Raw genomic sequence first — 19,971 nt, 5'->3', positions numbered from 1 at the left:
TCAGCCCTTTGCTTCGACCGCCACGACACCCCAGGCACGGCGCAGCCGCAGAGCGCGCAGCCACCAGCCGCGCCGCACGTAGGCGCGCAGCAAGGCCTGCGCCGACAACGGCGATGCCGCAGCGAAGTCGTCACGCAATCGCTGCGCTGCGACTCGGCGTTCGGCCACGGGCAGATCGGCCCGCTCCAGGAAGCGCGCCGCGCCGGCAAGGTTGCGCGCACTCTGGTGGGCCAGGGCGAAATGCAGCGCCGCGCTGGCAGGCAAGGCCCCTTCGGCCTCGGCCGTGCGCAGCGCCTGGGCAAACGCGCCCAATGCCCGTGACTGATCGAGCGCCTTGGGCAGGGTCATCGTCGCCAGGATGCTGCTGCCGCGCTGGCGGTAGGCCACCCAGGGCTGGGGCATGTAGCAATAGCTGCGCGCGCGCAGCAGGGCCAGCGGCATGGCGGCCATGTCCTCGAAGTAGCGGCCCGCGGGAAAGCGCAGGTCTGCGCCCCACAGCGCGCGCCGTGTGACCTTGGACCAGGCATGCAACTGCCCGGTCATCAACACGCCCGTCAGCAGCGCAGCGCGGTCGCGCTGAAGCCCCCCCGCCGGGCCGGCAAAGGTGGCGCGATGGCCCTCGCCGCGCAGCCGGTGCTTGAGTTGCGTACGCTCGCGCCACACCATGAAGTCGCACAGCACCGCATCCGGGGCATGGCGCTGCACGGTGGCCTGTAAACCGGCCAGCGCACCGGGCAGCAGCTTGTCGTCGGAGTCCAGGAACCAGAGGTATTCACCGCGGGTGGCGTCGATCATGGTGTTGCGCGCGGCGCTCAGGCCCTGGTTGACCGCGTGGCGCATCAGGGTCAGCCGGCCGGGCCAGCGCTGCGCCAATTGCTGCATCAGTGCACGCGAACCATCGGTGGAACAGTCGTCGAGCACCAGCACCTCCACGCCTGCCCCCCCCTCCACGGCAAGCGGCAGTTGCGCCACCTGCTCCACCACGGAGGTGAGACACGCTTGCAGATAGTCCTGCACGTTGTAGACCGGCACCAGGATGCTGAGCCAGGGCGCAGCCGGCGCGCGCACGGCGCCGCTCACTGAGCAACCTCCAGCCCCCGCAGCAGCAGGTCCTCGTACCGCTTCGTCATGGTCTGCAGGCTGTACAGGTGCCGGGCATCTTCCTGCGCGGCCTGGGCCATGCGCTGCGCCTCGTCATCGCGCACTAGCAGCCGCTCCAGTGCGTCGGCCAGCGATGCGGGATCGGCATGCGCGGCCAGCAGGCCATTGCGGCCGTCATCGATGATTTCCTGCACGCCCACCACACGGCTGCCCACCACCGCACAGCCTGCGGCCATGCCCTCGATCAGCGACAGCGGCATGCCCTCGTAGTGCGTGGCCAGCACGCAGATGCGGTGGCCCATGAGCAGTCCCGGCACATCACCGCAATGGCCCAGGAATTCCACCTGCCCGTCCAACCCCAGGGCCGTGCACAGCTTGCGCGCCGCCCGCTGCGCCGCCGCCTTGCCGCCGCCGGCCAGTTTGACGGGCGGCGTGAGGCCGCGATCGCGCAGCAGCGCGACGGCGCGCAGCAGCGTGGCATGGTCCTTCTGGCGCGCAAAGCGCGCGGCCATGACGATGCCCGGCACACGGTCGGCCCAAGCGGGATGGCGCGCCAGCTCATACGGCCCCAGCGCGATGCCGTTGGGAATGGCCACGGTCTTGGCGGCGGGGAAGCCACGCGCGAGCAGGCTCTGGCGCACGCCTTCGGAGACGCCCACGATGAGGTCGGTGCGCTCAGCCAGCCACAGGGCTTGGCGCAGCCGCCAGGCGGTGTAGCGCTCGCGGGAGTTGTGCTCTACATGCACCAGGTGGGGCACGCCGGCGATCAACCCGGCATAGCGGCCCCATAAATGCTCGCTGAACCCATGGGCCACCAGCACATCGGGTTGGAAACGCCGGCAGAGCGCGACCAGCTGCCAGATGGTGGCCACGTGCGCCCAGCCGGCCACGGTTTCCACCGCCAGCCCCTGGTCCCGCAGGGCCTGCACGCGTTCGTTGCGCGTGTGCCGCTTGCGGCGCAGCACCAGCAAGGCCTCGCAGCGGCCCGAAGCCGCGTGCGCTCGTACCAGATCCACGGCCACCTGCGTGGCGCCGGAAAACCCGCCCGTCACGAAATGCAGCACCCGCGGCCGGCGCACGGCCGGGGTGCCGGCCGCGCCGGGAAGGCCAGGGGCAGACGCCGCAGACACCATGGCGTGGCCTTATGCCGCAGCCGCAGCGGATCCCTTGCCCGCGTACAGCGCGTCCATGCCGCGCACCGCCGACCAGGTGGTCATCACCATGAACAGGTAGAACATGATCCCGCTGTTGTGTGCAAAGAAGACCTGCGTCATTCCGAATCCCGCATACAGCAACGGAATGCACACGCCCGCCATGCGCAGCGCCAGCACCTGCGCACGCACCTCGGCCGCTTGCCCCGCGTAGGCGGCCATGCGCGCGCGGGTGGGCCAGAACATGCCCAGCGGCACCGCATAGAACAGCAGCAGCAACAGCACGCCCACAAGGCCCGCCTTGATGAACATATCCAGGGGTTCGTTGTGGGTGTAGATGTATTCAAGGATGGAGGGCTCGTACTGCCCCGCCGCCACCCGCTTTTCCTTTTCGGCCAGATACCCGCGCATGCCCCAACCGAGGAGAGGCTTCTCCAGCCCCACCTCCCAGGCAAAGCGCCAGTGCTCCAGCCGCTGACCCACGGAGGTGTCGGCCGCACGTTCGGTGCCGTAGATCAGCACTTCCTGCTCCATGATGTCCCAGCGCTCTGCCAGCACCGCATGATTGGCTGCGCCCAGCACCAGCAGCGCAATGGCAGCACCCGCCAGGGTGCGCCACAGTTCGCGGCAGAAAAAGCGCCACAGCAGATACAGACCCCACGGCGCCGCCAGCAACAGCGCCAGCCAGCCGCCACGGGACTGTGAAAGAACAGAAGCGTTGAATGCCAACAGCACGGCGATACATGCCAGTGCTACGTCCCGACGGTTGAGATGCTCGCGCAACGCAATGGTCTGCACGGCCAGCATGGTGCCCAGCAAGAGTGCCAGGTTGCCCCACTGAATGGCATTGGTCCTGCCCGTCGGGAAGCCCGAGGCACGCGGAGCCCCTTCCACGTACACCTGCCACAGCGCGACGGCGCCGGCGCCCGCACAACCTGCCACCAACCCCCAGAACTGGGCGCGCGGCCGAGGCCCTACAGGGCTCACAAACAACAGGCAGGCAATACCCAGAGCGAATTTGGACGGTCGGTCCCATCCTCCCAGTCCCTCCAGGGGATTGGCCAATACCAACCAGAGGATGCCCATGCCGAGCATGATGGCCGCAAAGCTCCAGGTCCAGCGATCCTGCGGCAGACGAGGCCATCGGTGCGCAGAGCACAGCGCACCAACCAGCAGCAACACGGCGCCATAGGAGTAGCCTGACTGCACCGTCAACGCCAGCGCAGGCAGCAGGAACAAGGCCGCCGTGGCGACCCGGCGAGGCCAGGGGCCTGGGCCCAGAAGGTTTTCAAGGGTCATGAACAGTACGCAGCCCAGAGCCTGCGGATCAGCCCTGCAGTGATCAACGCACCACCGCCAACGCGACGGGGGTGCCAACACAGGCGTGGCGCGAACGCCGCATCAATGCCCGGCGTGGACAACCTCGCCCGCCTTCAGGCGGTACACGGTGCCGCAGTAGGGGCACTTGGCCTCGCCCGTGTGGGCCACGTCCAGGTAGACCTTGGGGTGGCTGTTCCAGAGCTTCATGTCGGCCTTGGGGCTGGGGCAATACACGCCGCCCTGGAGGTTGAGATCCTTGGCCAGCAGTTCAACGATGGCTTGTGACATGGGTTCAGACCTTGGTGAGCCAGTGGGCGTACTTGGGATTGCGGCCGTTCACGATGTCGAAGAAGGCCGATTGGATCTTCTCGGTCAGCGGGCCGCGGCTGCCGCTGCCGATCTGCACGCGGTCCAGTTCGCGGATCGGGGTGATCTCGGCGGCCGTGCCGCTGAAGAAGGCCTCGTCGGCGATGTACACCTCGTCGCGCGTGATGCGCTTTTGCACCAGCTCCAGGCCCAGGTCCTTGCAGATGTGGAACACGGTGTTGCGCGTGATGCCGTTGAGCGCGCCGGCCGACAGGTCGGGGGTGTACACCACGCCGTCCTTGATGATGAACACGTTCTCGCCCGAGCCTTCGGACACGAAGCCGGCGCTGTCCAGCAGCAGGGCTTCGTCGTAGCCATCATCGGTGGCTTCCATGTTGGCCAGGATGGAGTTGGTGTAGTTGCTCGACGCCTTGGCCTGCGTCATGGTGATGTTGACGTGGTGGCGCGTGAAGCTGCTGGTCTTGACGCGGATGCCGCGTTGCATCCCTTCCTCGCCCAGGTACGCGCCCCAGGCCCAGGCGGCGACGATCAGGTGAATCTTGTTGCCCTTGGGCGAGACGCCCAGTTTTTCCGAGCCGATCCACGTCAGCGGACGCAGGTAGCAGGATTCGAGCTGGTTTTCGCGCACCACGGCCTTCTGTGCCTCATTCACCTCGTCCTTGGTGAAGGGGATCGTCATGCGCAGGATCTTGGCGCTGTTGAACAGGCGGTTGGTGTGCTCTTCCAGGCGGAAGATGGCCGTGCCCTGCTCCGTCTTGTAGGCGCGCACGCCTTCGAAGGCGCCGCAGCCGTAGTGCAGCGAATGGGTCAGCACGTGGATCTTGGCGTCGCGCCAATCCACCATCTGGCCATCCATCCAGATCTTGCCGTCACGGTCGGCCATGGAGGGAACAACGGGGCTCATGGAGATCCTTTTCGAGAGAACTGCGTGGGTCGCAAAGCACGCAATTCTACGATTCGTCCGCCGGGTTGGCGGCGGCAGTCGGGCCGGCGTCCTCCTGCGGGGCGGGTCGCACCAGTTCCCAGCGCACCAGGCGACCGTTGACAAACTCGCAGGTCACGTGCGACTGCGTGCCGTCGGTCCAGCGGTAGAGCTCGGGCTGCTGGCCGTCCGCCGACAGTTGCTGGCCCAGGGCGCGCGTCATGGCGACCACGTGCAGCAGGTTCACACCGGCTTTCAGCTTGGCATTGAGCATTACCGCGCTGCCCACGTAGCCGATCGGGTGGTTACGCGCCTTCTGCATCACGTTCATGAGCCGCGTGTAATGCAGCAGCCCCCACATGACCAGCCCTCCGCTCACGGTGAGGATGCCCTGCGGACCATAGGCGCGGTAGGCGGCGATGACCAGGACGACGATGCCCGCCGGGATCAATATCTTGCGCAGATTCATGGCCGCATTGTCCTACGCAGCACCACCGGCGCCGCTGTGGAAGCTGCGTAGCCCCAGCGACACGACGCGTCAGTCCAGCCCGCGCACGGCAGTCATGGCCTCGTCCACGCGCTCCACTGCGTGGATCTCCAGCCCGGCGATCGGCTTCTTGGGCGCATTGGCTTTGGGCACCACGGCCACCGTGAAGCCCAGCTTGGCGGCTTCCTTCAGGCGCTCCTGGCCACGCGGCGCGGGGCGCACCTCGCCAGCCAGGCCCACCTCGCCAAACGCGATGAAGCCCTTGGGCAACGCCTTGCCGCGCAGGCTGCTGGTGATGGCCAGCATCACGGCCAGGTCGGCCGCGGGTTCGCTGATGCGCACGCCCCCTACGGCATTGACGAATACGTCCTGGTCGGCGCAGGCCACGCCCGCGTGGCGGTGCAGCACGGCCAGCAGCATGGCCAGGCGGTCGCGCTCCAGCCCCACCGACAGGCGCCGTGGGCTGGGGCCGCCGCCGTCGACCAGCGCCTGGATCTCCACCAGCATCGGCCGCGTGCCCTCCAGCGTGACCAGCACACAGCTGCCGGGCACCGGCTCGCTGTGCTGGCTCAAGAAAATGGCACTGGGGTTCGCCACGCCCTTGAGGCCCTTCTCGGTCATGGCGAACACGCCGATCTCGTTCACGGCGCCAAAGCGGTTCTTGATGGCGCGCACCAGACGGAAGCTGCTGTGCGTGTCTCCCTCGAAGTACAGCACCGTGTCCACCATGTGCTCCAGCACGCGCGGGCCGGCCAGCGCACCCTCCTTGGTCACGTGGCCCACCAGGATGACGGCGATGCCCGTGGCCTTGGCCATGCGCGTGAGGTGGGCCGCGCACTCGCGCACCTGGGCCACCGAGCCGGGGGCGCTGGTGAGCTGGTCGGAATAGACGGTCTGGATGGAGTCGATGACGCACACCGCGGGCTGCGTGGCCTCCACGGTGGCGAGGATTTTTTCGAGTTGGATCTCGGCCAACACGTTCACCTGGCTCGCATCCAGCCCCAGCCGGCGCGAACGCAACGCCACCTGGGCGCCGCTCTCCTCGCCCGTCACGTACAGCGTGGGCAGGCCCGCGCGCTGCAGCGCGTCCATCGCCTGCAAGAGCAGCGTGGACTTGCCGATGCCCGGATCGCCGCCGATGAGCACCACTCCGCCCTCGACCACGCCACCGCCCAGCACGCGGTCCAGTTCCTCGATGCCGCTCGCAGTGCGCGCCACCTCGGTCGCCTCGATGGCGGCCAGCGGCATCACCGCCTGCGCCTGGGCCAGGCCCGCGTACTGGCCGGCCCCGCTCAGGCGGTTCTTGCCCGGTCCGGCGTCGGGCACGGATTCGATCAGGGTGTTCCACGCACCGCAGGAGGGGCATTTGCCCAGCCAGCGCGGACTGGTGCCACCGCATTCGGTGCAGGAGAAGATGGTTTTTTCTTTGGCCATGGTGGCAGGACGCAGCGTAGGCCGGCGGTGGGCCGGCGCGGGGGATCTGTCCTATCCTAACGGGCAGTGCCGCCCCGCCGGGCGAACACCGACTCCGGAAGGACCCGCCATGCCCCTGCCGACACTTCGCGCCCTGGCCGCGCCGCTGCTGACCGCCTGCGCACTGGCGCTGGCCGCTTGCGACAAGAAGCCCGCCGATCCGCCGCACCTGCCCTCGGTCCCCGCCGTGCCCAAGCCCTCGGCGCCCGCCGCGCCCCTGCCCGGCGCGCAGCCGGCCAGCGTGGGCTCCTGAGTTCCTGGTGCATCAAAAAAAGGAGCTGCCAGCGCTTGCCACAAGCCACATTCAGGTACTTATTGCATCGAAATGACCTGGGATTGAGCGCAAGCCGCTCCTCTTTTTATAGATACGATCATCCATCCTCGATCACGCCCGCCGTCCATGACCTCTCTCACCCTCTACTTCACCCCCGGTACCTGCGCACAGGCCGTGCGCATCGCGCTGGAGGAAGCGCAAGCACCCTATACCCTGGTCCGCGTGGACTTCGCCAGCCAGCAGCAGCGCTCGCCCGAGTACCTCGCGGTCAATCCCAAGGGCCGCGTGCCCGCGCTGGTGACCGAGCACGGAACGCTCACCGAGACCCCCGCCCTGCTGGCCTACGTGGCGCAGCGCTTCGCGGATGCGCGCCTGGCGCCCGCCGACCCCTTCGGCTTCGCGCGCCTGCAGGAATTCCACAGCTACCTGGCCTCCACCGTGCACATCGCCCACGCCCACCGCCCGCGCGCCAGCCGCTGGGCCGACGAGCCCGAGGCCCAGGCCGCCATGCAGCGCAAGGTGCCCGCCAACATGACCGAGTGCTTCACGCTGATCGAGCGCCACTACCTGGGCGAAGGCCCGTGGGTGCTGGGCGAGCAGTACTCGGTGGCCGACGGCTACCTCTTCACCGTTGCGGGCTGGCTCAAGAGCGACGGCGTGGACATCGCGCAGTTTCCCAAGGTGCACGCGCACTCCCACCGCATGGCGCAGCGCCCCGCGGTGCAGCGCGCCCTGGCCTGACGCCCAGGCCCCCCAAAAAAGGCCGGCGCCCCTTGCGAGGCCCCGGCCTGTCGCGCCCGCCCCGCCAAAGTCGCCGCCACCGCCGTGCAAAGGTGGTGCGGGGCCCTGCGGCCCGGGGCCGGCGGGCCAGCCGGCATCGGGTAGCAGGTCCAGCCCGTCGGGCGCGTCGCCCGTATCGCTGCGCCGGCGCAGCAGCCATGCGGCCCACAGACGCAACACCAGCAGATAGACCCCATATCCCACGCCCAGCGTGACCAGGTAGCGCAGCGCCAGCGACGGCACGCCCAGCGCCATCTGTGTGTGGGACACCGCCCACATCACACCCAGGATCAGGCTGCCGATGCACCAGCCATGCAGCCGCAGGGCATGGCGCTGGCGCAGGCCCTCCTGCAGCCGCTGCGGCAGGCGCATGCCGCGCCACGAGGCGCCCGCGCAGCCGCGCACCCGGGCCATGGATGGAATCAGTCCTGCACCACCACGGGCACGCGCGGTGCCAGCGCGCACATCAGCTCGTAGCCGATGGTGCCACCCGCTTGCGCTACCTCGTCGATGGGCAGCACGGCGCCGTTGGCGGCGCGGCCCCAGAGCGTGACCTCGGCCCCCAGCCCCGCTCCGGGCACGGGCGTGAGGTCCACGGCCAGCATGTCCATGCTCACGCGCCCGATGGTGCGCGTGCGCACCCCGTTCACCAGCACGGGCGTGCCGGTATCGCAGTGGCGTGGATAACCGTCGGCATAGCCGCAGGCCACGACACCGATGCCCAGCGGCCCCTGCGCCGTGAAGCGCGAGCCGTAGCCCACGGTGTCGCCCGCCTGCAGCTGCTGCACGCCGATGATGCGCGAAGCCAGCGTCATGGTGGGCTGCAGGTCCCAGTCGGCCGCGCGGCGCTCGGGATGGTCGGGCGCGCTGCCGTACAGCACGATGCCCGCGCGCACCCAGTCCAGCCGCACCTGCGCATCACCGCCGTGGCGCAGCAGCGCGGCGCTGTTGGCGATGCAGCGCTCGCCCGGCAGGTCCTGCGTGGCGGTCTGGAACGCCTGCACCTGGTGCGCGATGCCGCGCGGGCCGTCGGCGTCGCTGAAGTGGGTCATGCACGAGATCTCGTCCACCTGGGGCAGCGCGTTCAGGCGCGCCCAGGCGCTGCGGTAGCGCTCGGGCGTGAAGCCCAGGCGGTTCATGCCGGAGTTCATCTTGAGGAACACGCGGTGCGGCACCTGCGTCTTGTGCGCGGCCAGCCAGTCGATCTGCGCATCGCAGTGCACGGCATGCCACAGGCCCATGCGCGAGCACAGCTCCAGGTCGCGCGGCTCGAACACGCCCTCCAGCAGCAGGACCGGGCCGCGCCAGCCGAGAGCGCGCACGCGCTCGGCCTCGGCCAGGTCCAGCAAAGCGAAACCGTCGGCGGCGCGCAGGCCTTCGAACACGCGCTCGATCCCGTGGCCGTAGGCGTTGGCCTTGACCACCGCCCACACGCGCGCATCGGGCGCGGCACGGCGCGCGCGCTCCAGGTTGTGGTGCACGGCTGCGGGGTGGATGGTCGCAAGAATGGGGCGCGGCATGGGGGTGTTTCTACGGACTGGACGGGGGCCATTCTGGCACTGGGCGCGCAGGGTCGCGTGATATAACCGCCCGTCGCTCCTCGGAGTGTTTCGAATTTTCACAGGCCATCATTCCCGCTGATGGAGCCACCAGCCACCCGATGAAGCGCGGTTTCTACACCATCATGTCGGCGCAGTTTTTCAGCTCGCTGGCCGACAACGCATTGTTCGTGACCGCGGTGGAACTGCTGCGTACGAGCGGCGCGCCGGAGTGGCAGCGCGCAGCGCTGGTGCCCATGTTCGCGCTGTTCTACGTGGTGCTGGCGCCGTGGGTGGGCGCATTCGCCGACTCCATGCCCAAGGGGCGGGTGATGTTCATCAGCAATGCCATCAAGGTGGTGGGCTGCCTGATGATGCTGTTCGGCCACCACCCGCTGCTGGCCTACGCCGTGGTGGGCCTGGGCGCGGCGGCGTATTCGCCGGCCAAGTACGGCATCCTCACCGAGCTGCTGCCCGCATCACAGCTGGTCAAGGCCAACGGCTGGATCGAGGGGCTGACCATCGCCTCCATCATCCTGGGCGTGCTCGTGGGCGGCCAATTGGTCGCACCCCACATCGCCAGCCATCTGCTGGCGCTGGACATGCCGGGCATCGATCTGGGCATCGACCTCGCGGCCGAAGCCGCCATCCTGGCGCTGGTGCCGGTGTACATGCTGGCGGCGTGGTTCAACCTGCGCATCCCGCACACGGGCGTGGAGATGCGCCCCCTGCCGCCCAACCCGCTGGCGCTGCTGCCCGACTTCTGGACCTGCAACGGGCGCCTGTGGCGCGACAAGCTCGGGCAGATCTCGCTGTCCACCACCACGCTGTTCTGGGGGGTGTCGGGCAACCTGCGCTACATCGTGCTGGCCTGGAGCGCCGCGGCCCTGGGCTACAGCACCACGCAGGCCTCGGCCCTTGTGGGCGTGGTGGCCATCGGCACGGCCGCGGGCGCGGTGGCGGCGTCCCTGCACATGCGCCTGGACATGGCTACGCGCGTGATCCCGATGGGCATCGCCATGGGCCTGCTGGTGATCCTGATGAATGTCATCAGCAACATCTGGCTGGCCATTCCGTTCCTGATCCTGCTGGGCGGGCTGGGGGGCTTCCTGGTCGTGCCCATGAACGCGCTGCTGCAGCACCGGGGCCACAACCTGATGGGCGCGGGCCGCTCCATTGCCGTGCAGAACTTCAACGAGCAGGCCGCCATCCTCGGCATGGGCGCGTTCTACAGCCTGTCCACCAAGTTCGGGCTGTCGGCCTTCGGTGCCATCACGGCCTTCGGCATGCTGGTGGCGGGCGTGATGTGGCTGATCGGCCGCTGGCACGCGCACAACGTGCGCAGCCATCCCGAGGAAGTGGAGCACCTGCTCTCCATCGCCCGGCACGACCACCACTGAACCGGTGCGTGGGGCTACCCCTGCGCAGCCCCGCGCGCCCGCCGTCGCGCCGGCACAATGCGCCGCAAAGGCTGGGCGTCTTCGCGCCTTCACCACTCTGTTTTTGATAGCTGTTTGCGCTTGCCAGATAAGCGCTACGGCCACTTTTTGCATGCAATCTCCGCTTCCCGCCCTGGCCTTGCTGTTCAACGCCTTCATCTGGGGACTGTCCTGGTGGCCGTTCCGGCAGATGCACGGCGCGGGACTGCACCCGCTGTGGGCCACGGCGCTCATGTATGGGGCCATCCTCCTTGTGCTGCTGGCGCTGCGGCCGGGCATTTCCGCGCAGCTGCGGCAGCACCGGGCTCTGTGGTTGCTGGCGCTGTGCTCGGGCCTGAACAATGTGGCCTTCAACTGGGCCATCACCATTGGCGACGTGGTCCGCGTGATCCTGCTGTTCTATCTGATGCCGGCCTGGAGCGTGCTGCTGGCCTGGCGCTTCCTGGGCGAGCGGCCCACGCCGCAGGCGCTGGCGCGGCTGCTGCTGGCCTTCAGCGGCGTGCTGCTGGTGCTGTGGCCCGCCGAGGGCGGCCTGCCGCGTCTGCTCGCCGCCCTGACGCTGGCCGATCTGCTCGCGATCCTCGGCGGCTTCACGTTTGCCGTGACCAACGTCACCCTGCGCCGCCTGCACGCCGTCCCGGGCCAGGCGCGCATGGTCGCCATGTTCGGCGGCTGCATGCTCATGGCGCTGCTGGCGGCCCAGCTGGGCCGATCCCTGGGCCTGGTGCCGCCCTTTCCACCGCTGAACGCCACCTGGGCCTGGGTGGCGGCGCTTCTGGCGGTCGTGCTGCTGATCGGCAACTGGGCGCTGCAGTTTGGCGCCGCGCGCCTGGCGGCAGGGACGACGGCGATCATCATGCTGTCGGAGGTGGTGTTCGCCAGCGGCTCCTCGACGCTGCTGGGCGCGGCACAGCTGACGGGCGGGACCCTCGCCGGCGGCGCGCTGATCCTGCTGGCGGCCGGCTGGTCGGTCTGGCGGCCGCGGGTGCATGCAGCAGGCACACCCCATGCCCCCAGTGATAAGGTGACGGACACACGACCGGAGGCCCCATGACCACTGCGTATGACTTCGACGCGACACGCATCGACGGCGCACCCCAGCCACTGAGCGACTTCCGCGGTCAGGTGCTGCTCATCGTCAACACCGCCAGCGCCTGCGGCTTCACGCCGCAGTTCACCGGCCTGCAGGCGCTGCACGAACGCTATGGGCCGCGCGGGCTGGTAGTGCTCGGCTTTCCGTGCAACCAGTTCGGCCACCAGGACCCGGGCAGCAACGACGCCATCGCGGGCTTTTGCCTGCGCAACTATGGCGTGCAGTTTCCCATGATGTCCAAGATCGACGTCAACGGCAGCGACGCGCACCCGCTGTACCGCTGGCTCACCGCCGAAGCGCCCGGCGTGCTGGGCACCAAGGCGATCAAGTGGAACTTCACCAAGTTCCTGGTCGGCCGGGACGGCCAGGTGATCCGCCGCTACGCGCCGCAGGAGGCTCCCGAGAAGCTCACGGGCGACATCGAGGCAGCGCTGGCGGCCTGAAGCCAAGCGGTTTTCACAAGCGGTCCGGCGCGACATGCGCGCTCCACAAAGGCCGCGGCAAGTACAGCCCCGATACCGGCCTCCGGGCCTGCCAAGACCAGCCAAGGCAGCAAGCGGGCCACGGCCCGCGGTTCTCACCGTGCCATGCTGCGTGGGTACGCCGTGGGGCAGGTTTGCAGCGCGTGCAGGCCCGGCGCTGGACTGCAGTCGACAGCAAGACAGCGCCATGGCCAACATTCCATCCACGCAGCGGAGGAGCAAAAAGGTCAGGAGGAGAACGCGGCGCCGTCCAGCCCCTCGGCCGGGCAGTCACGCATCCGGGCCTCGACCTGGCGCAGCAGGTCGGCCAGGGTCTTGCCGGGCTCCTGGCGAAAGCGCTCGTCCAGCACCTCGAAGGCCGCGATGCGGTCGATGCGAAAGCCCCGGAAGTCATCGCGCAGCTCGCACCAGGCCGACAGCGTCCACACCTTGCCCCAATAGAAGCAGCCCAGCGGCCGCACGCGCCGCAGGCTGGACCGACCTTGCACGTCGGCGTAGTCAAGCCGCACCACATGGCAGGACTGCACGGCCTCGCGCAGCGCCTGCAGCGCGGCCTGGGCGAGCGTATCCAGCCCCGAGCCCGGCGCGTAGAGCGCTTGCGCCTCGGCCGCCGCGCGCGCGGCGGGCGGCAGCACCGAGAGGATCTTGCCAAGCGCACCCTCGATCTCGCGCGCCATGCCGCCATCGACCCAGGTCTGCGCAAGCCGCGCGGCGGCCACGAGGGCGTTGGCCTCGCCCTGGCTGAACATCAGCAGCGGCAGCTCGAATCCCGCGCCCAGGCGGTAGCCCACGCCGGCCTCGCCTTCAATGGGTATGCCCTGGTGCTGCAGGTCGGCCACGTCGCGGTAAATGGTGCGCAGCGACACTTCCAGCCGCCCGGCGAGAAAGGCGGCCGTGGACAGGCGCCGGCCCCGGATGAGCTGGACGATCTGGAACAGGCGGTCGGCACGGCGCATGGAATCTCAGGCCACGGAAGGAATGGTCCGCATGGTACGGTGCCGGGTGCCAGGCAGGACAGCGCCCGGGCCTGCACTCAGAGCAGCACGCCGATGTGCAGGGCGACGCACTCCGGCCCCTCGTAGCATTCGAAGTCGGTGTCGAAGCGGCGCCGCACCTCCGGATGTTCCTCGAAGTAGCGCCACGCGGCGGCCCAGGCGTCGAGCACCATCTGCGGCATGGGTCCCTCGCAGTGGAACACCAGATAGCTGCCCGGCTGCACCTCGATGCGGGCCGCGCCCACCGGCGGATCGGCCTGCACGGCGGCCGACACGCCGGCCGTCACGTCGAAGGCGCCATGCTGATCGGACTCATAGGCACTGTAGACGCCGTAGAGGCGCCCGTCGGCCCCGGGGCCGGGCAACTGGCGCGCCCAGCTTTCGGTGAAGAACTGGTCCCACAGTGCGCCTATGCGCGCCCGTTCGGGCTGGGCCTCGTCTCGGTTGCAGGTGCGCACGGCAACGCCCGCCACGCTGAACGCCGGCACCTGGACGGTGATTGGGATCATGGAAATCTCTCCTGAACGGAATCCAAGAACGCGCCGATGCTGCCGCCACCCTGCTGACAACGGGGTGTCAGCAGGGTGTGCGAGCCGGCGCCTCAGCGCGCCATGGCGTGCAGGCCGATGGTGTTGCCCTCGGTATCGCGCACGTGGGCGATGTACCCCATGCCCTGGGGCAGCTGCGTGCAGGCATCCACGACCTGGCCACCGGCAGGCACTACACGGGCCAAAGCCGCCTCCACGCTGGGCTCGCAGTCCAGGTAGATGCGCACGCCCGCGTCAGGCGCCGCGCGGCGCTGCGGGCCCGCCACCAGGCAGCCGCCCGTCGCGGGATCGTCCTTGGAGAACAGGGCCATGGGTTCGCTGCCGAAGTCTTCGCGGCGCATGGGCCGGTCCAGCATGCGCTCGTAAAAGGACTGCGCACGGCCGAGATCGGCGCACGGAATCTCGAACCAGTTGATGGCCTGGCTGGATGAGGGGATGGTCATGGAGGGGCTCCTTGAAAGCATGTTGCGAAGGCCTCCATGCTGCGGGGAAGCTGCTGACAGCGTCGTGTCAGCAGCCTGTCACCACCCCTCGCGCCGCGCTCAGGCGCCCGGTGCGCGGCGCTGGCGTGCCCGCTCGAGCATCTGCGCAGCCTGCCGAGCGGGCAGGCCGTACATATCGGCAAAGGCCTCGGGGGTCTGGCCGCTGGCCTCGAAGGCACGCAGCAGCGCCTCGGCCTTGGCATCGCGCTCGGCCACCTCGGCAAAGGCTTCATCGAGCAGGGCGTTGGCCTTCTCGTCGCGGCCGCGCACCAGCGCGTCATAGGCCTCGCGCGTGAGGCCGCTGGCCTCGAACGCCTGGGCAATGCGCCGGCGCAGCTTGGCCGTCAGGTCCTCGCCGTCCTGCGGCTTGCGCCGGCGGAACACCTCCAGCAGCGCGTGGTGCACATGCTCGGGCGCCATGTCCTCCACGGGCTGGCCCTGCAGGTCGTGGCGCTTCATGCCCTGGGCCACCGCATTCAGATAGCGCGTGGACCGCGTGTGGATGGAGAGGGCGAGCTTGAGCGCGTCCTTGTCGATGGCTTCGCCATGCGCGGCCAGCAGGTCCTGGAAGATGCCGCGCTTGAGCGGCAGGAACTGCGCACCGAACAAGTGCGGATACCAGCCCGCCAACTGCTCCAGCAGCGGATGCGTACGGCGGGGTGCACCCGCCGCGGGCCGCCCTTGGCGCCGGCCTGGGGCGCATCGCCTGTGGCCTGCGCTCCCGACTCACGCCGCCCCCCGCGCGGCCACGGCCGCCGCGGCGATTGGCCCTGGGCGCGCGTGCGGCGCCGCTGTCAGCGGCAGGTGCCGGGCTGGCCGACGCGGGGCTCTCCGGTGTCGCATGGCCTTCGGCCGCGGGGACCGCAGCGGCGATGGGTGGCACGCCTTCTTCGTGGATCGGAGCGGGTGCGTTCACGGTGTCGTTCATGGCTCGAAAGCGCGCGGCCGGGCCCCGAAAGCCCGCCCCGCGCGGCGGTCAAAACCCGTCATCATGCCAGCAATGCGGCATCCAGCACCTCCACCCAGTGCTTCACGGGAATGCCCGTGCCGCTTTGCAGGTGGGTGATGCAGCCCATGTTGGCCGAGAGGATGGCCGCAGGCGGCTGCTCGGTGAAGGCCTCGCCCAGCGCGCCCAGCTTGCGGTCGCGCAGCTGGTACGACAGTTCCGGGTTGAGCACCGAGTAGGTGCCGGCCGAGCCGCAGCACAGGTGCGACTCGGTGCGCGCCACGCGCAGCTCGAAGCCCAGCGCCGCCAGGTGCCGCTCCACGCCGCCGCGCAGCTTCTGCCCGTGCTGCAGGGTGCAGGGCGGGTGGTAGGCCAGCGGGGCCGCGGGAGGCTGGATGCGCCCGCGCAGGCGCTCCACCAGATCGGGCAGCAGTTCCGACAGATCGCGCGTGAGGGCGCTCACCCGCGCCGCCTTCTCGGCGTACTGCGCGTCGTTGCGCAGCAGGTGGCCGTATTCCTTCACGGTGACGCCGCAGCCCGAGGCATTCATGACGATGGCCTCCACCTCGCCGCGTTCCACGTAGGGCCACCAGGCGTCGATGTTGGCGCGCATCTGGGCGAGGCCCCCTTCCTGATCGTTCAGGTGGAACTTGACCGCGCCGCAGCAGCCCGCCTCGCGCGCCACCACGGTCTGTATGCCTGCAGCATCCAGCACGCGTGCCGTGGCATTGTTGATGTTGGGCGCCATCGACGGCTGCACGCAGCCCTCCAGCAGCAGCACCTTGCGCGCATGGCTGCGCGTGGGCCAGGCGCCCGCGTCCTGGCGCGGCGGCACCTTGGCGCGCAGGCGCTCGGGCAGCAGGCCGCGCACGGCCTGGCCCACCTTCATTGCCGGGGCAAAGAGCGGCGATGGCAAGCCTTCCTTGAGCATCCAGCGGGCCGCCGCCTCGCCGCGCGGGCGCGGCACCTTTTCCTCGACGATGCGCCGGCCGATGTCCACCAGATGCCCGTACTGCACGCCACTCGGGCAGGTGCTCTCGCAGTTGCGGCAGGTCAGGCACCGGTCCAGGTGCAACTGCGTCTTGCGCGTGGGATCGGCCCCTTCCAGCACCTGCTTGATGAGGTAGATGCGCCCGCGCGGGCCGTCCAGCTCATCGCCCAGCAACTGGTAGGTGGGGCAGGTGGCAGTGCAAAAGCCGCAGTGCACGCATTTGCGCAGGATGGCCTCGGCCTCCTGCCCTTCGGGCGTGCCCTGGTACTGGGGTGCGAGCTGGGTCTGCATGGTGTGTCGTGGAGATCGTGGAGGGGTTAGCGGCGCGCGGGGGCGTCTTCGGCGGGTGCGGGGGCGCGGCGCGCGCGCCACAGCTGGGCCAGGCGGTGGCGGTCGGCGGCGAGGGGGGGCAGCGACAGCGCCAGCAGGATGGACGCGAGCGGCACCACCCAGATGAAGCCCACGTACTTGAAGCCCGCCGCGCCGACCACGCCGCCGGCCGTGAACATGCCCAGCAGGCTGGCGAACATGCGCAGGCGCGCCTTGTTGGCATGCACCTGCGACTCGCGCGGCGTGCCGCTGCGGTTCCAGTACAGGGCCTTGCCCATCTCGATGCCAAGGTCGGTGACGATGCCCGTCATGTGCGTGGTGCGGATCTGGGCCGAGGACATCTTGGTCACCACCGCGTTCTGCAGCCCCATGATGTAGGCCAGCAGCAGCACCGTGAGCGGCACGGCGAACGGCGTGCGCCAGCCCAGCGTGATGGCCCCCATCAGGCCGAACAGCAGCATCAGCACCGCCTCCAGCAAGAGCGGCAGCGCAAAGCCGCTGCGCAGGTGCTGGTGGCGCGCCCAATTGACGAGGATGGCCGTGGAGCCCGCGCCCGACATGAACGCCCACAGCGTGCCGATGGCGCTGAGCACCAGCGTCATGTTGCCCAGCACCAGGTTGTCGGCCACCAGCGAAAGGAAGCCCGTCATGTGCGAGGTGTACATGTGCACGACCAGAAAGCCCCCCGCGTTGATCGCCCCCGCGTTGAACGCCAGCAGCAGGCCCAGCGTGCGGTTGGTGACCGTGGTGCGGTGCTGCCCGGTCAGGTGGCGCAGCAGGCGCATGGCTAGGGCCTGTTCACACTATTTTTGCCAGTGCGAATGGCGTGAAAACCGCGCCAATCTAGGCGCGTGACGACGCCAAGGCCGGGGCCTTGGCTAGGAGGGCAACGACGAATGGCGCGGTTTTCACTCCGTTCCCTCCGGGTTGCGATCAAAAAGGGCCATTCGCGGCGTTGCCAAGCCTCGCTGGGGTAGCACCCCAGCTTCGTTTGGCGCCTTGCGCCTGGCCCTTTTTGATCGCAACGCATCTGGCAAAAATAGTGTGAACAGGCCCTAGACGAGGCGCCCGGGGTTGAAGATGCCGGCCGGGTCGAACGCCTGCTTGAGCCGCTGGTGGATCGCAGCAAGCGCCGCAGAATTTGCATCAAAAACGGCTCTAGCGCTTATCCCATCTGCGCTAGCAGCTATGAATAGAGAAGCACTACCCCCCACCTCGGCGGCCAGTGCGTGCAGCGCATCGCCGTGCTGCGGCAGCGCCTGCACCCAGCGCAGACCGCCGTGCCACTCCACCAGCGGCGGCGCCACGCCCGCGGGCAATGCCAGCACGGGCGCGGTCTGGGGAACCGACAGGCGCCACAGCGCATGGTCTGCCGCGCGCGCGGCGAACCAGGGCAGGCGCTGGTCGCGGCAAGCCTGCCAGTCGTTAGGCACGGTGGGAGTGTCTTGCAACTCACCTCCCATGCTGCGGCAGGCGGCCTGCACCGCCGCCTGCGCGCCACGCAGGCGCAAGTAGAGCTGGCCGCGGCCCGCATCCTCGACCCAGCAGCTGGCGTTGAGCGGCAGCGGCTGGCCGCCCCAGGCGTTGAGGCGGCGCAGCGCCTCGGCCTGGTCGCAGTCAAAGCGCAGCGTGGCCTCGGCCGGCGGCACCGGCAGCACCTTCAGGCTGACCTCGGTGATCACGCCGAGCTGCCCCCAGGCCCCGGCCATGAGGCGCGAGACGTCATAGCCCGCCACGTTCTTCATCACCTGCCCGCCAAAGCGCAGCAGCTCGCCGCGCCCGTTGATGATCTCCACGCCCAGCACGTAGTCGCGCACCGCGCCCACGCTGGCGCGCGCCGGGCCCGACAGGCCGGCCGCCACCATGCCCCCCACGGTGCCGCCTTCGGCAAAGCGTGGCGGCTCGAACGGCAGGCTCTGGCCATGGCGCGCGAGCAGCGCCTCCAACTCCGCCAGCGGCGTGCCGGCCAGCGCGGTCACCACCAGTTCGCTGGGCTCGTAGCTCACGATGCCGGCCAGGGGCCGCATGTCCAGCGGCTCGCCAGCATGCTGCGGCGCGCCCGGGCCATGGAAGTCTTTGGTGCCTCCGCCGCAGATGCGCACGGCGCTGCGGCGGTCTGCGCTGTCGCGCACGCGGTCGATGATCTGGCGAAGGGCTGCGTCCATCCGGCGATGGTACTGCCCTGCCCTTTCGGCCGGCCGGGACGCAGGTTTGATTTTTTTGAACGCGCGGCGTGAATGGCGCCGGCAGCCATGCGCGCCGCAGGGGTCAGCGCTGGCCGATCTCGCACCAGGCCACGGGCAACCCCGCCACGGCCACGCGGGTGGACAGCACCCGCCCCGACTGGGGCCAGCGCGCCAGCTCATCGGCACTGCGGCCCTTGCGTGCAGAGGTGACGAACAGCGTGTGCCCGTCAGGCCCACCCACACAGGGCATGGTGGGGCAGGACAGCGGCGTGGGCAGCTCGGCCAGCACCTCGCCGCGCGGCGACAAGCGCAGCACGCGCGCGCCCTCGTACAGCGCGCACCAGTAGGCGCCTTCGACATCCACAGCGGCACCGTCAGGGCGGCCGCCATAGGGGACTGCCTCATCGCGCGTCGCAAAGCGGTGCAACACACGCGGCGCCCCGATGGGCTCCAACTGGGCGTTGCAGTCCCACGCGCGGATGGTGTGCGAGGGCGTGTCGCTCCAATACAGCGTGCGCCCGTCCGGCGACCAGGCCAGTCCGTTGGCGGTGGCCACGCCGTCCAGCATGCGGCGCACCGTGGGAGCATCGGGGCCGTCCTGGTCCCCGCCGCGCAGGTCGATGCAGTACAGCGCAGCGACGGGCTGGCGCGGGCCCTGGGCGGGCTCATGCACCGTACCCACCCACAGGCGCCCGAGCGCGTCGCACTTGCCGTCGTTGGCACGCTCGGTCGCCGGGTCGATGGGCAAGTTCGCCAGCGTGAGGAGCGGCCCGCCCCAGCGCGGCGCGTGGCAGATGCGGTCGCGCAGCGCCACCACCAGGCCTGCGGGTGTGCCCCCCTGGCGCGCCGGCGCGATGCAGCCGGGCTCGGCCGGCAGGGGCCAGCATTGCGCATCGCTCCCGTGCACGCCGCTGCGCCACAGCGCGCGGCCGGCGATGTCCACCCAGTACAGACGGGACTCCAGGGGGTGCCAGAAGGGAGATTCGCCGAGTTGCGCAGGCGCGGCGGCCAGGGGCGTCCAGGCAGTGTTCATGCAGGCATTATTGGCCCCGGGCCTGCGCGCCGCACAAAGAAAAGGCCCGCCAAGGGCGGGCCCAAACACGGGA

21 protein-coding genes are annotated in these 19,971 nt (G+C 69.5%); 5 read left to right on the top strand and 16 right to left on the bottom strand.

The genetic code is table 11. From position 1 onward, the window contains the following. From HND92_RS01055 to radA, 7 genes are all read right to left on the bottom strand, one after another. Positions 1-1,080 (bottom strand): glycosyltransferase family 2 protein, encoded by a 1,080-nt coding sequence (locus HND92_RS01055; protein ID WP_371814833.1) that lies wholly within the window; start codon positions 1,078-1,080, stop codon positions 1-3. Next, positions 1,077-2,234, bottom strand: coding sequence for a glycosyltransferase (locus HND92_RS01050; protein ID WP_123675306.1), 1,158 nt, complete (start codon positions 2,232-2,234; stop codon positions 1,077-1,079). Before HND92_RS01050 ends, HND92_RS01055 begins: the two co-directional genes overlap by 4 nt. 9 nt (positions 2,235-2,243) lie before the next feature. Further along, entirely contained in the window at positions 2,244-3,551 is a 1,308-nt protein-coding gene (locus HND92_RS01045; protein WP_172205380.1) for an O-antigen ligase, read from the bottom strand. A gap of 102 nt (positions 3,552-3,653) precedes the next feature. Beyond that, positions 3,654-3,860, bottom strand: coding sequence for a zinc-finger domain-containing protein (locus HND92_RS01040; protein ID WP_088887884.1), 207 nt, complete (start codon positions 3,858-3,860; stop codon positions 3,654-3,656). 4 nt (positions 3,861-3,864) lie between these two features. Next, the gene (locus HND92_RS01035; protein ID WP_047350207.1) at positions 3,865-4,803 is read right to left on the bottom strand and encodes a branched-chain amino acid transaminase; all 939 of its coding nucleotides are present in this window, start codon (positions 4,801-4,803) and stop codon (positions 3,865-3,867) included. Between the two features lie 46 nt (positions 4,804-4,849). After that, positions 4,850-5,290 (bottom strand): hypothetical protein, encoded by a 441-nt coding sequence (locus HND92_RS01030; protein ID WP_047350206.1) that lies wholly within the window; start codon positions 5,288-5,290, stop codon positions 4,850-4,852. A 69-nt stretch (positions 5,291-5,359) separates the two neighbouring features. Then, positions 5,360-6,742: a DNA repair protein RadA gene (gene radA, locus HND92_RS01025; RefSeq protein ID WP_011803649.1), complete on the bottom strand. Its 1,383-nt coding sequence runs from the start codon at positions 6,740-6,742 to the stop codon at positions 5,360-5,362. 109 nt (positions 6,743-6,851) lie between these two features. Here radA and HND92_RS01020 point away from each other — a divergent pair, with 109 nt between their 5' ends. Both HND92_RS01020 and HND92_RS01015 read left to right on the top strand, forming a co-directional pair. Next, the gene (locus HND92_RS01020; RefSeq protein WP_011803648.1) at positions 6,852-7,034 is read left to right on the top strand and encodes a hypothetical protein; all 183 of its coding nucleotides are present in this window, start codon (positions 6,852-6,854) and stop codon (positions 7,032-7,034) included. A 147-nt stretch (positions 7,035-7,181) separates the two neighbouring features. After that, on the top strand, positions 7,182-7,796 hold the full coding sequence (locus tag HND92_RS01015) for a glutathione S-transferase family protein (protein WP_172205377.1): 615 nt from the start codon (positions 7,182-7,184) through the stop codon (positions 7,794-7,796). A gap of 461 nt (positions 7,797-8,257) precedes the next feature. Here the strand turns inward: HND92_RS01015 and alr are convergent, their stop codons facing one another. Further along, entirely contained in the window at positions 8,258-9,355 is a 1,098-nt protein-coding gene (gene alr, locus HND92_RS01010; RefSeq protein ID WP_172205374.1) for an alanine racemase, read from the bottom strand. A gap of 140 nt (positions 9,356-9,495) precedes the next feature. On the opposite strand from alr, the gene lplT reads away from it, so the two are divergent. The 3 genes from lplT (at position 9,496) to HND92_RS00995 (ending at position 12,348) form a co-directional block, all read left to right on the top strand. Then, the gene (gene lplT, locus HND92_RS01005; protein WP_011803644.1) at positions 9,496-10,773 is read left to right on the top strand and encodes a lysophospholipid transporter LplT; all 1,278 of its coding nucleotides are present in this window, start codon (positions 9,496-9,498) and stop codon (positions 10,771-10,773) included. 151 nt (positions 10,774-10,924) lie between these two features. Further along, positions 10,925-11,866: a DMT family transporter gene (locus HND92_RS01000; RefSeq protein ID WP_172205371.1), complete on the top strand. Its 942-nt coding sequence runs from the start codon at positions 10,925-10,927 to the stop codon at positions 11,864-11,866. Then, positions 11,863-12,348, top strand: coding sequence for a glutathione peroxidase (locus HND92_RS00995; RefSeq protein ID WP_172205368.1), 486 nt, complete (start codon positions 11,863-11,865; stop codon positions 12,346-12,348). Before HND92_RS01000 ends, HND92_RS00995 begins: the two co-directional genes overlap by 4 nt. Before the next feature lie 266 nt (positions 12,349-12,614). Here HND92_RS00995 and HND92_RS00990 read toward each other — a convergent pair whose 3' ends face one another. The 8 genes from HND92_RS00990 to HND92_RS00955 form a co-directional block, all read right to left on the bottom strand. Next, positions 12,615-13,343, bottom strand: coding sequence for a YafY family protein (locus HND92_RS00990; RefSeq protein WP_172205365.1), 729 nt, complete (start codon positions 13,341-13,343; stop codon positions 12,615-12,617). Between the two features lie 77 nt (positions 13,344-13,420). After that, positions 13,421-13,891, bottom strand: a complete 471-nt coding sequence (locus HND92_RS00985) for a GyrI-like domain-containing protein (RefSeq protein WP_047350197.1) — start codon at positions 13,889-13,891, stop codon at positions 13,421-13,423. Positions 13,892-13,983: 92 nt separating this feature from the next. Continuing rightward, positions 13,984-14,373 (bottom strand): VOC family protein, encoded by a 390-nt coding sequence (locus HND92_RS00980; RefSeq protein ID WP_253940082.1) that lies wholly within the window; start codon positions 14,371-14,373, stop codon positions 13,984-13,986. 99 nt (positions 14,374-14,472) lie between these two features. Then, entirely contained in the window at positions 14,473-15,042 is a 570-nt protein-coding gene (locus HND92_RS00975; RefSeq protein ID WP_253940081.1) for a ProQ/FINO family protein, read from the bottom strand. 359 nt (positions 15,043-15,401) lie between these two features. Then, positions 15,402-16,640: a glycolate oxidase subunit GlcF gene (gene glcF / locus HND92_RS00970; protein WP_172205359.1), complete on the bottom strand. Its 1,239-nt coding sequence runs from the start codon at positions 16,638-16,640 to the stop codon at positions 15,402-15,404. A 26-nt stretch (positions 16,641-16,666) separates the two neighbouring features. Then, positions 16,667-17,464 (bottom strand): YoaK family protein, encoded by a 798-nt coding sequence (locus tag HND92_RS00965; protein ID WP_172205356.1) that lies wholly within the window; start codon positions 17,462-17,464, stop codon positions 16,667-16,669. Positions 17,465-17,734: 270 nt separating this feature from the next. Continuing rightward, positions 17,735-18,844 carry a glycolate oxidase subunit GlcE gene (gene glcE, locus HND92_RS00960; RefSeq protein ID WP_172205353.1) on the bottom strand — a complete coding sequence of 370 codons (1,110 nt, stop codon included), beginning with the start codon at positions 18,842-18,844 and terminating at the stop codon, positions 17,735-17,737. Positions 18,845-18,947: 103 nt separating this feature from the next. Then, positions 18,948-19,898, bottom strand: coding sequence for an SMP-30/gluconolactonase/LRE family protein (locus tag HND92_RS00955; RefSeq protein ID WP_172205350.1), 951 nt, complete (start codon positions 19,896-19,898; stop codon positions 18,948-18,950). Between the last annotated feature and the right edge of the window lie 73 nt (positions 19,899-19,971).

Source organism: Diaphorobacter sp. JS3050 (assembly GCF_013154915.1).
GTDB lineage: Bacteria > Pseudomonadota > Gammaproteobacteria > Burkholderiales > Burkholderiaceae_C > Diaphorobacter > Diaphorobacter nitroreducens.
This window is presented reverse-complemented; position numbering and strand designations above follow the sequence as displayed.

What these genes read in the sequence shown, in the direction of transcription:
- HND92_RS01050 (WP_123675306.1), bottom strand. Translation starts at nt 2,234, where the DNA reads ATGGTGTCTGCGGCGTCTGCCCCTGGCCTTCCCGGCGCGGCCGGCACC.
- HND92_RS01045 (WP_172205380.1), bottom strand. Translation starts at nt 3,551, where the DNA reads ATGACCCTTGAAAACCTTCTGGGCCCAGGCCCCTGGCCTCGCCGGGTC.
- HND92_RS01040 (WP_088887884.1), bottom strand. Translation starts at nt 3,860, where the DNA reads ATGTCACAAGCCATCGTTGAACTGCTGGCCAAGGATCTCAACCTCCAG.
- HND92_RS01035 (WP_047350207.1), bottom strand. Translation starts at nt 4,803, where the DNA reads ATGAGCCCCGTTGTTCCCTCCATGGCCGACCGTGACGGCAAGATCTGG.
- HND92_RS01030 (WP_047350206.1), bottom strand. Translation starts at nt 5,290, where the DNA reads ATGAATCTGCGCAAGATATTGATCCCGGCGGGCATCGTCGTCCTGGTC.
- radA (WP_011803649.1), bottom strand. Translation starts at nt 6,742, where the DNA reads ATGGCCAAAGAAAAAACCATCTTCTCCTGCACCGAATGCGGTGGCACC.
- HND92_RS01020 (WP_011803648.1), top strand. Translation starts at nt 6,852, where the DNA reads ATGCCCCTGCCGACACTTCGCGCCCTGGCCGCGCCGCTGCTGACCGCC.
- HND92_RS01015 (WP_172205377.1), top strand. Translation starts at nt 7,182, where the DNA reads ATGACCTCTCTCACCCTCTACTTCACCCCCGGTACCTGCGCACAGGCC.
- alr (WP_172205374.1), bottom strand. Translation starts at nt 9,355, where the DNA reads ATGCCGCGCCCCATTCTTGCGACCATCCACCCCGCAGCCGTGCACCAC.
- lplT (WP_011803644.1), top strand. Translation starts at nt 9,496, where the DNA reads ATGAAGCGCGGTTTCTACACCATCATGTCGGCGCAGTTTTTCAGCTCG.
- HND92_RS01000 (WP_172205371.1), top strand. Translation starts at nt 10,925, where the DNA reads ATGCAATCTCCGCTTCCCGCCCTGGCCTTGCTGTTCAACGCCTTCATC.
- HND92_RS00995 (WP_172205368.1), top strand. Translation starts at nt 11,863, where the DNA reads ATGACCACTGCGTATGACTTCGACGCGACACGCATCGACGGCGCACCC.
- HND92_RS00990 (WP_172205365.1), bottom strand. Translation starts at nt 13,343, where the DNA reads ATGCGCCGTGCCGACCGCCTGTTCCAGATCGTCCAGCTCATCCGGGGC.
- HND92_RS00985 (WP_047350197.1), bottom strand. Translation starts at nt 13,891, where the DNA reads ATGATCCCAATCACCGTCCAGGTGCCGGCGTTCAGCGTGGCGGGCGTT.
- HND92_RS00980 (WP_253940082.1), bottom strand. Translation starts at nt 14,373, where the DNA reads ATGACCATCCCCTCATCCAGCCAGGCCATCAACTGGTTCGAGATTCCG.
- glcF (WP_172205359.1), bottom strand. Translation starts at nt 16,640, where the DNA reads ATGCAGACCCAGCTCGCACCCCAGTACCAGGGCACGCCCGAAGGGCAG.
- HND92_RS00965 (WP_172205356.1), bottom strand. Translation starts at nt 17,464, where the DNA reads ATGCGCCTGCTGCGCCACCTGACCGGGCAGCACCGCACCACGGTCACC.
- glcE (WP_172205353.1), bottom strand. Translation starts at nt 18,844, where the DNA reads ATGGACGCAGCCCTTCGCCAGATCATCGACCGCGTGCGCGACAGCGCA.
- HND92_RS00955 (WP_172205350.1), bottom strand. Translation starts at nt 19,898, where the DNA reads ATGAACACTGCCTGGACGCCCCTGGCCGCCGCGCCTGCGCAACTCGGC.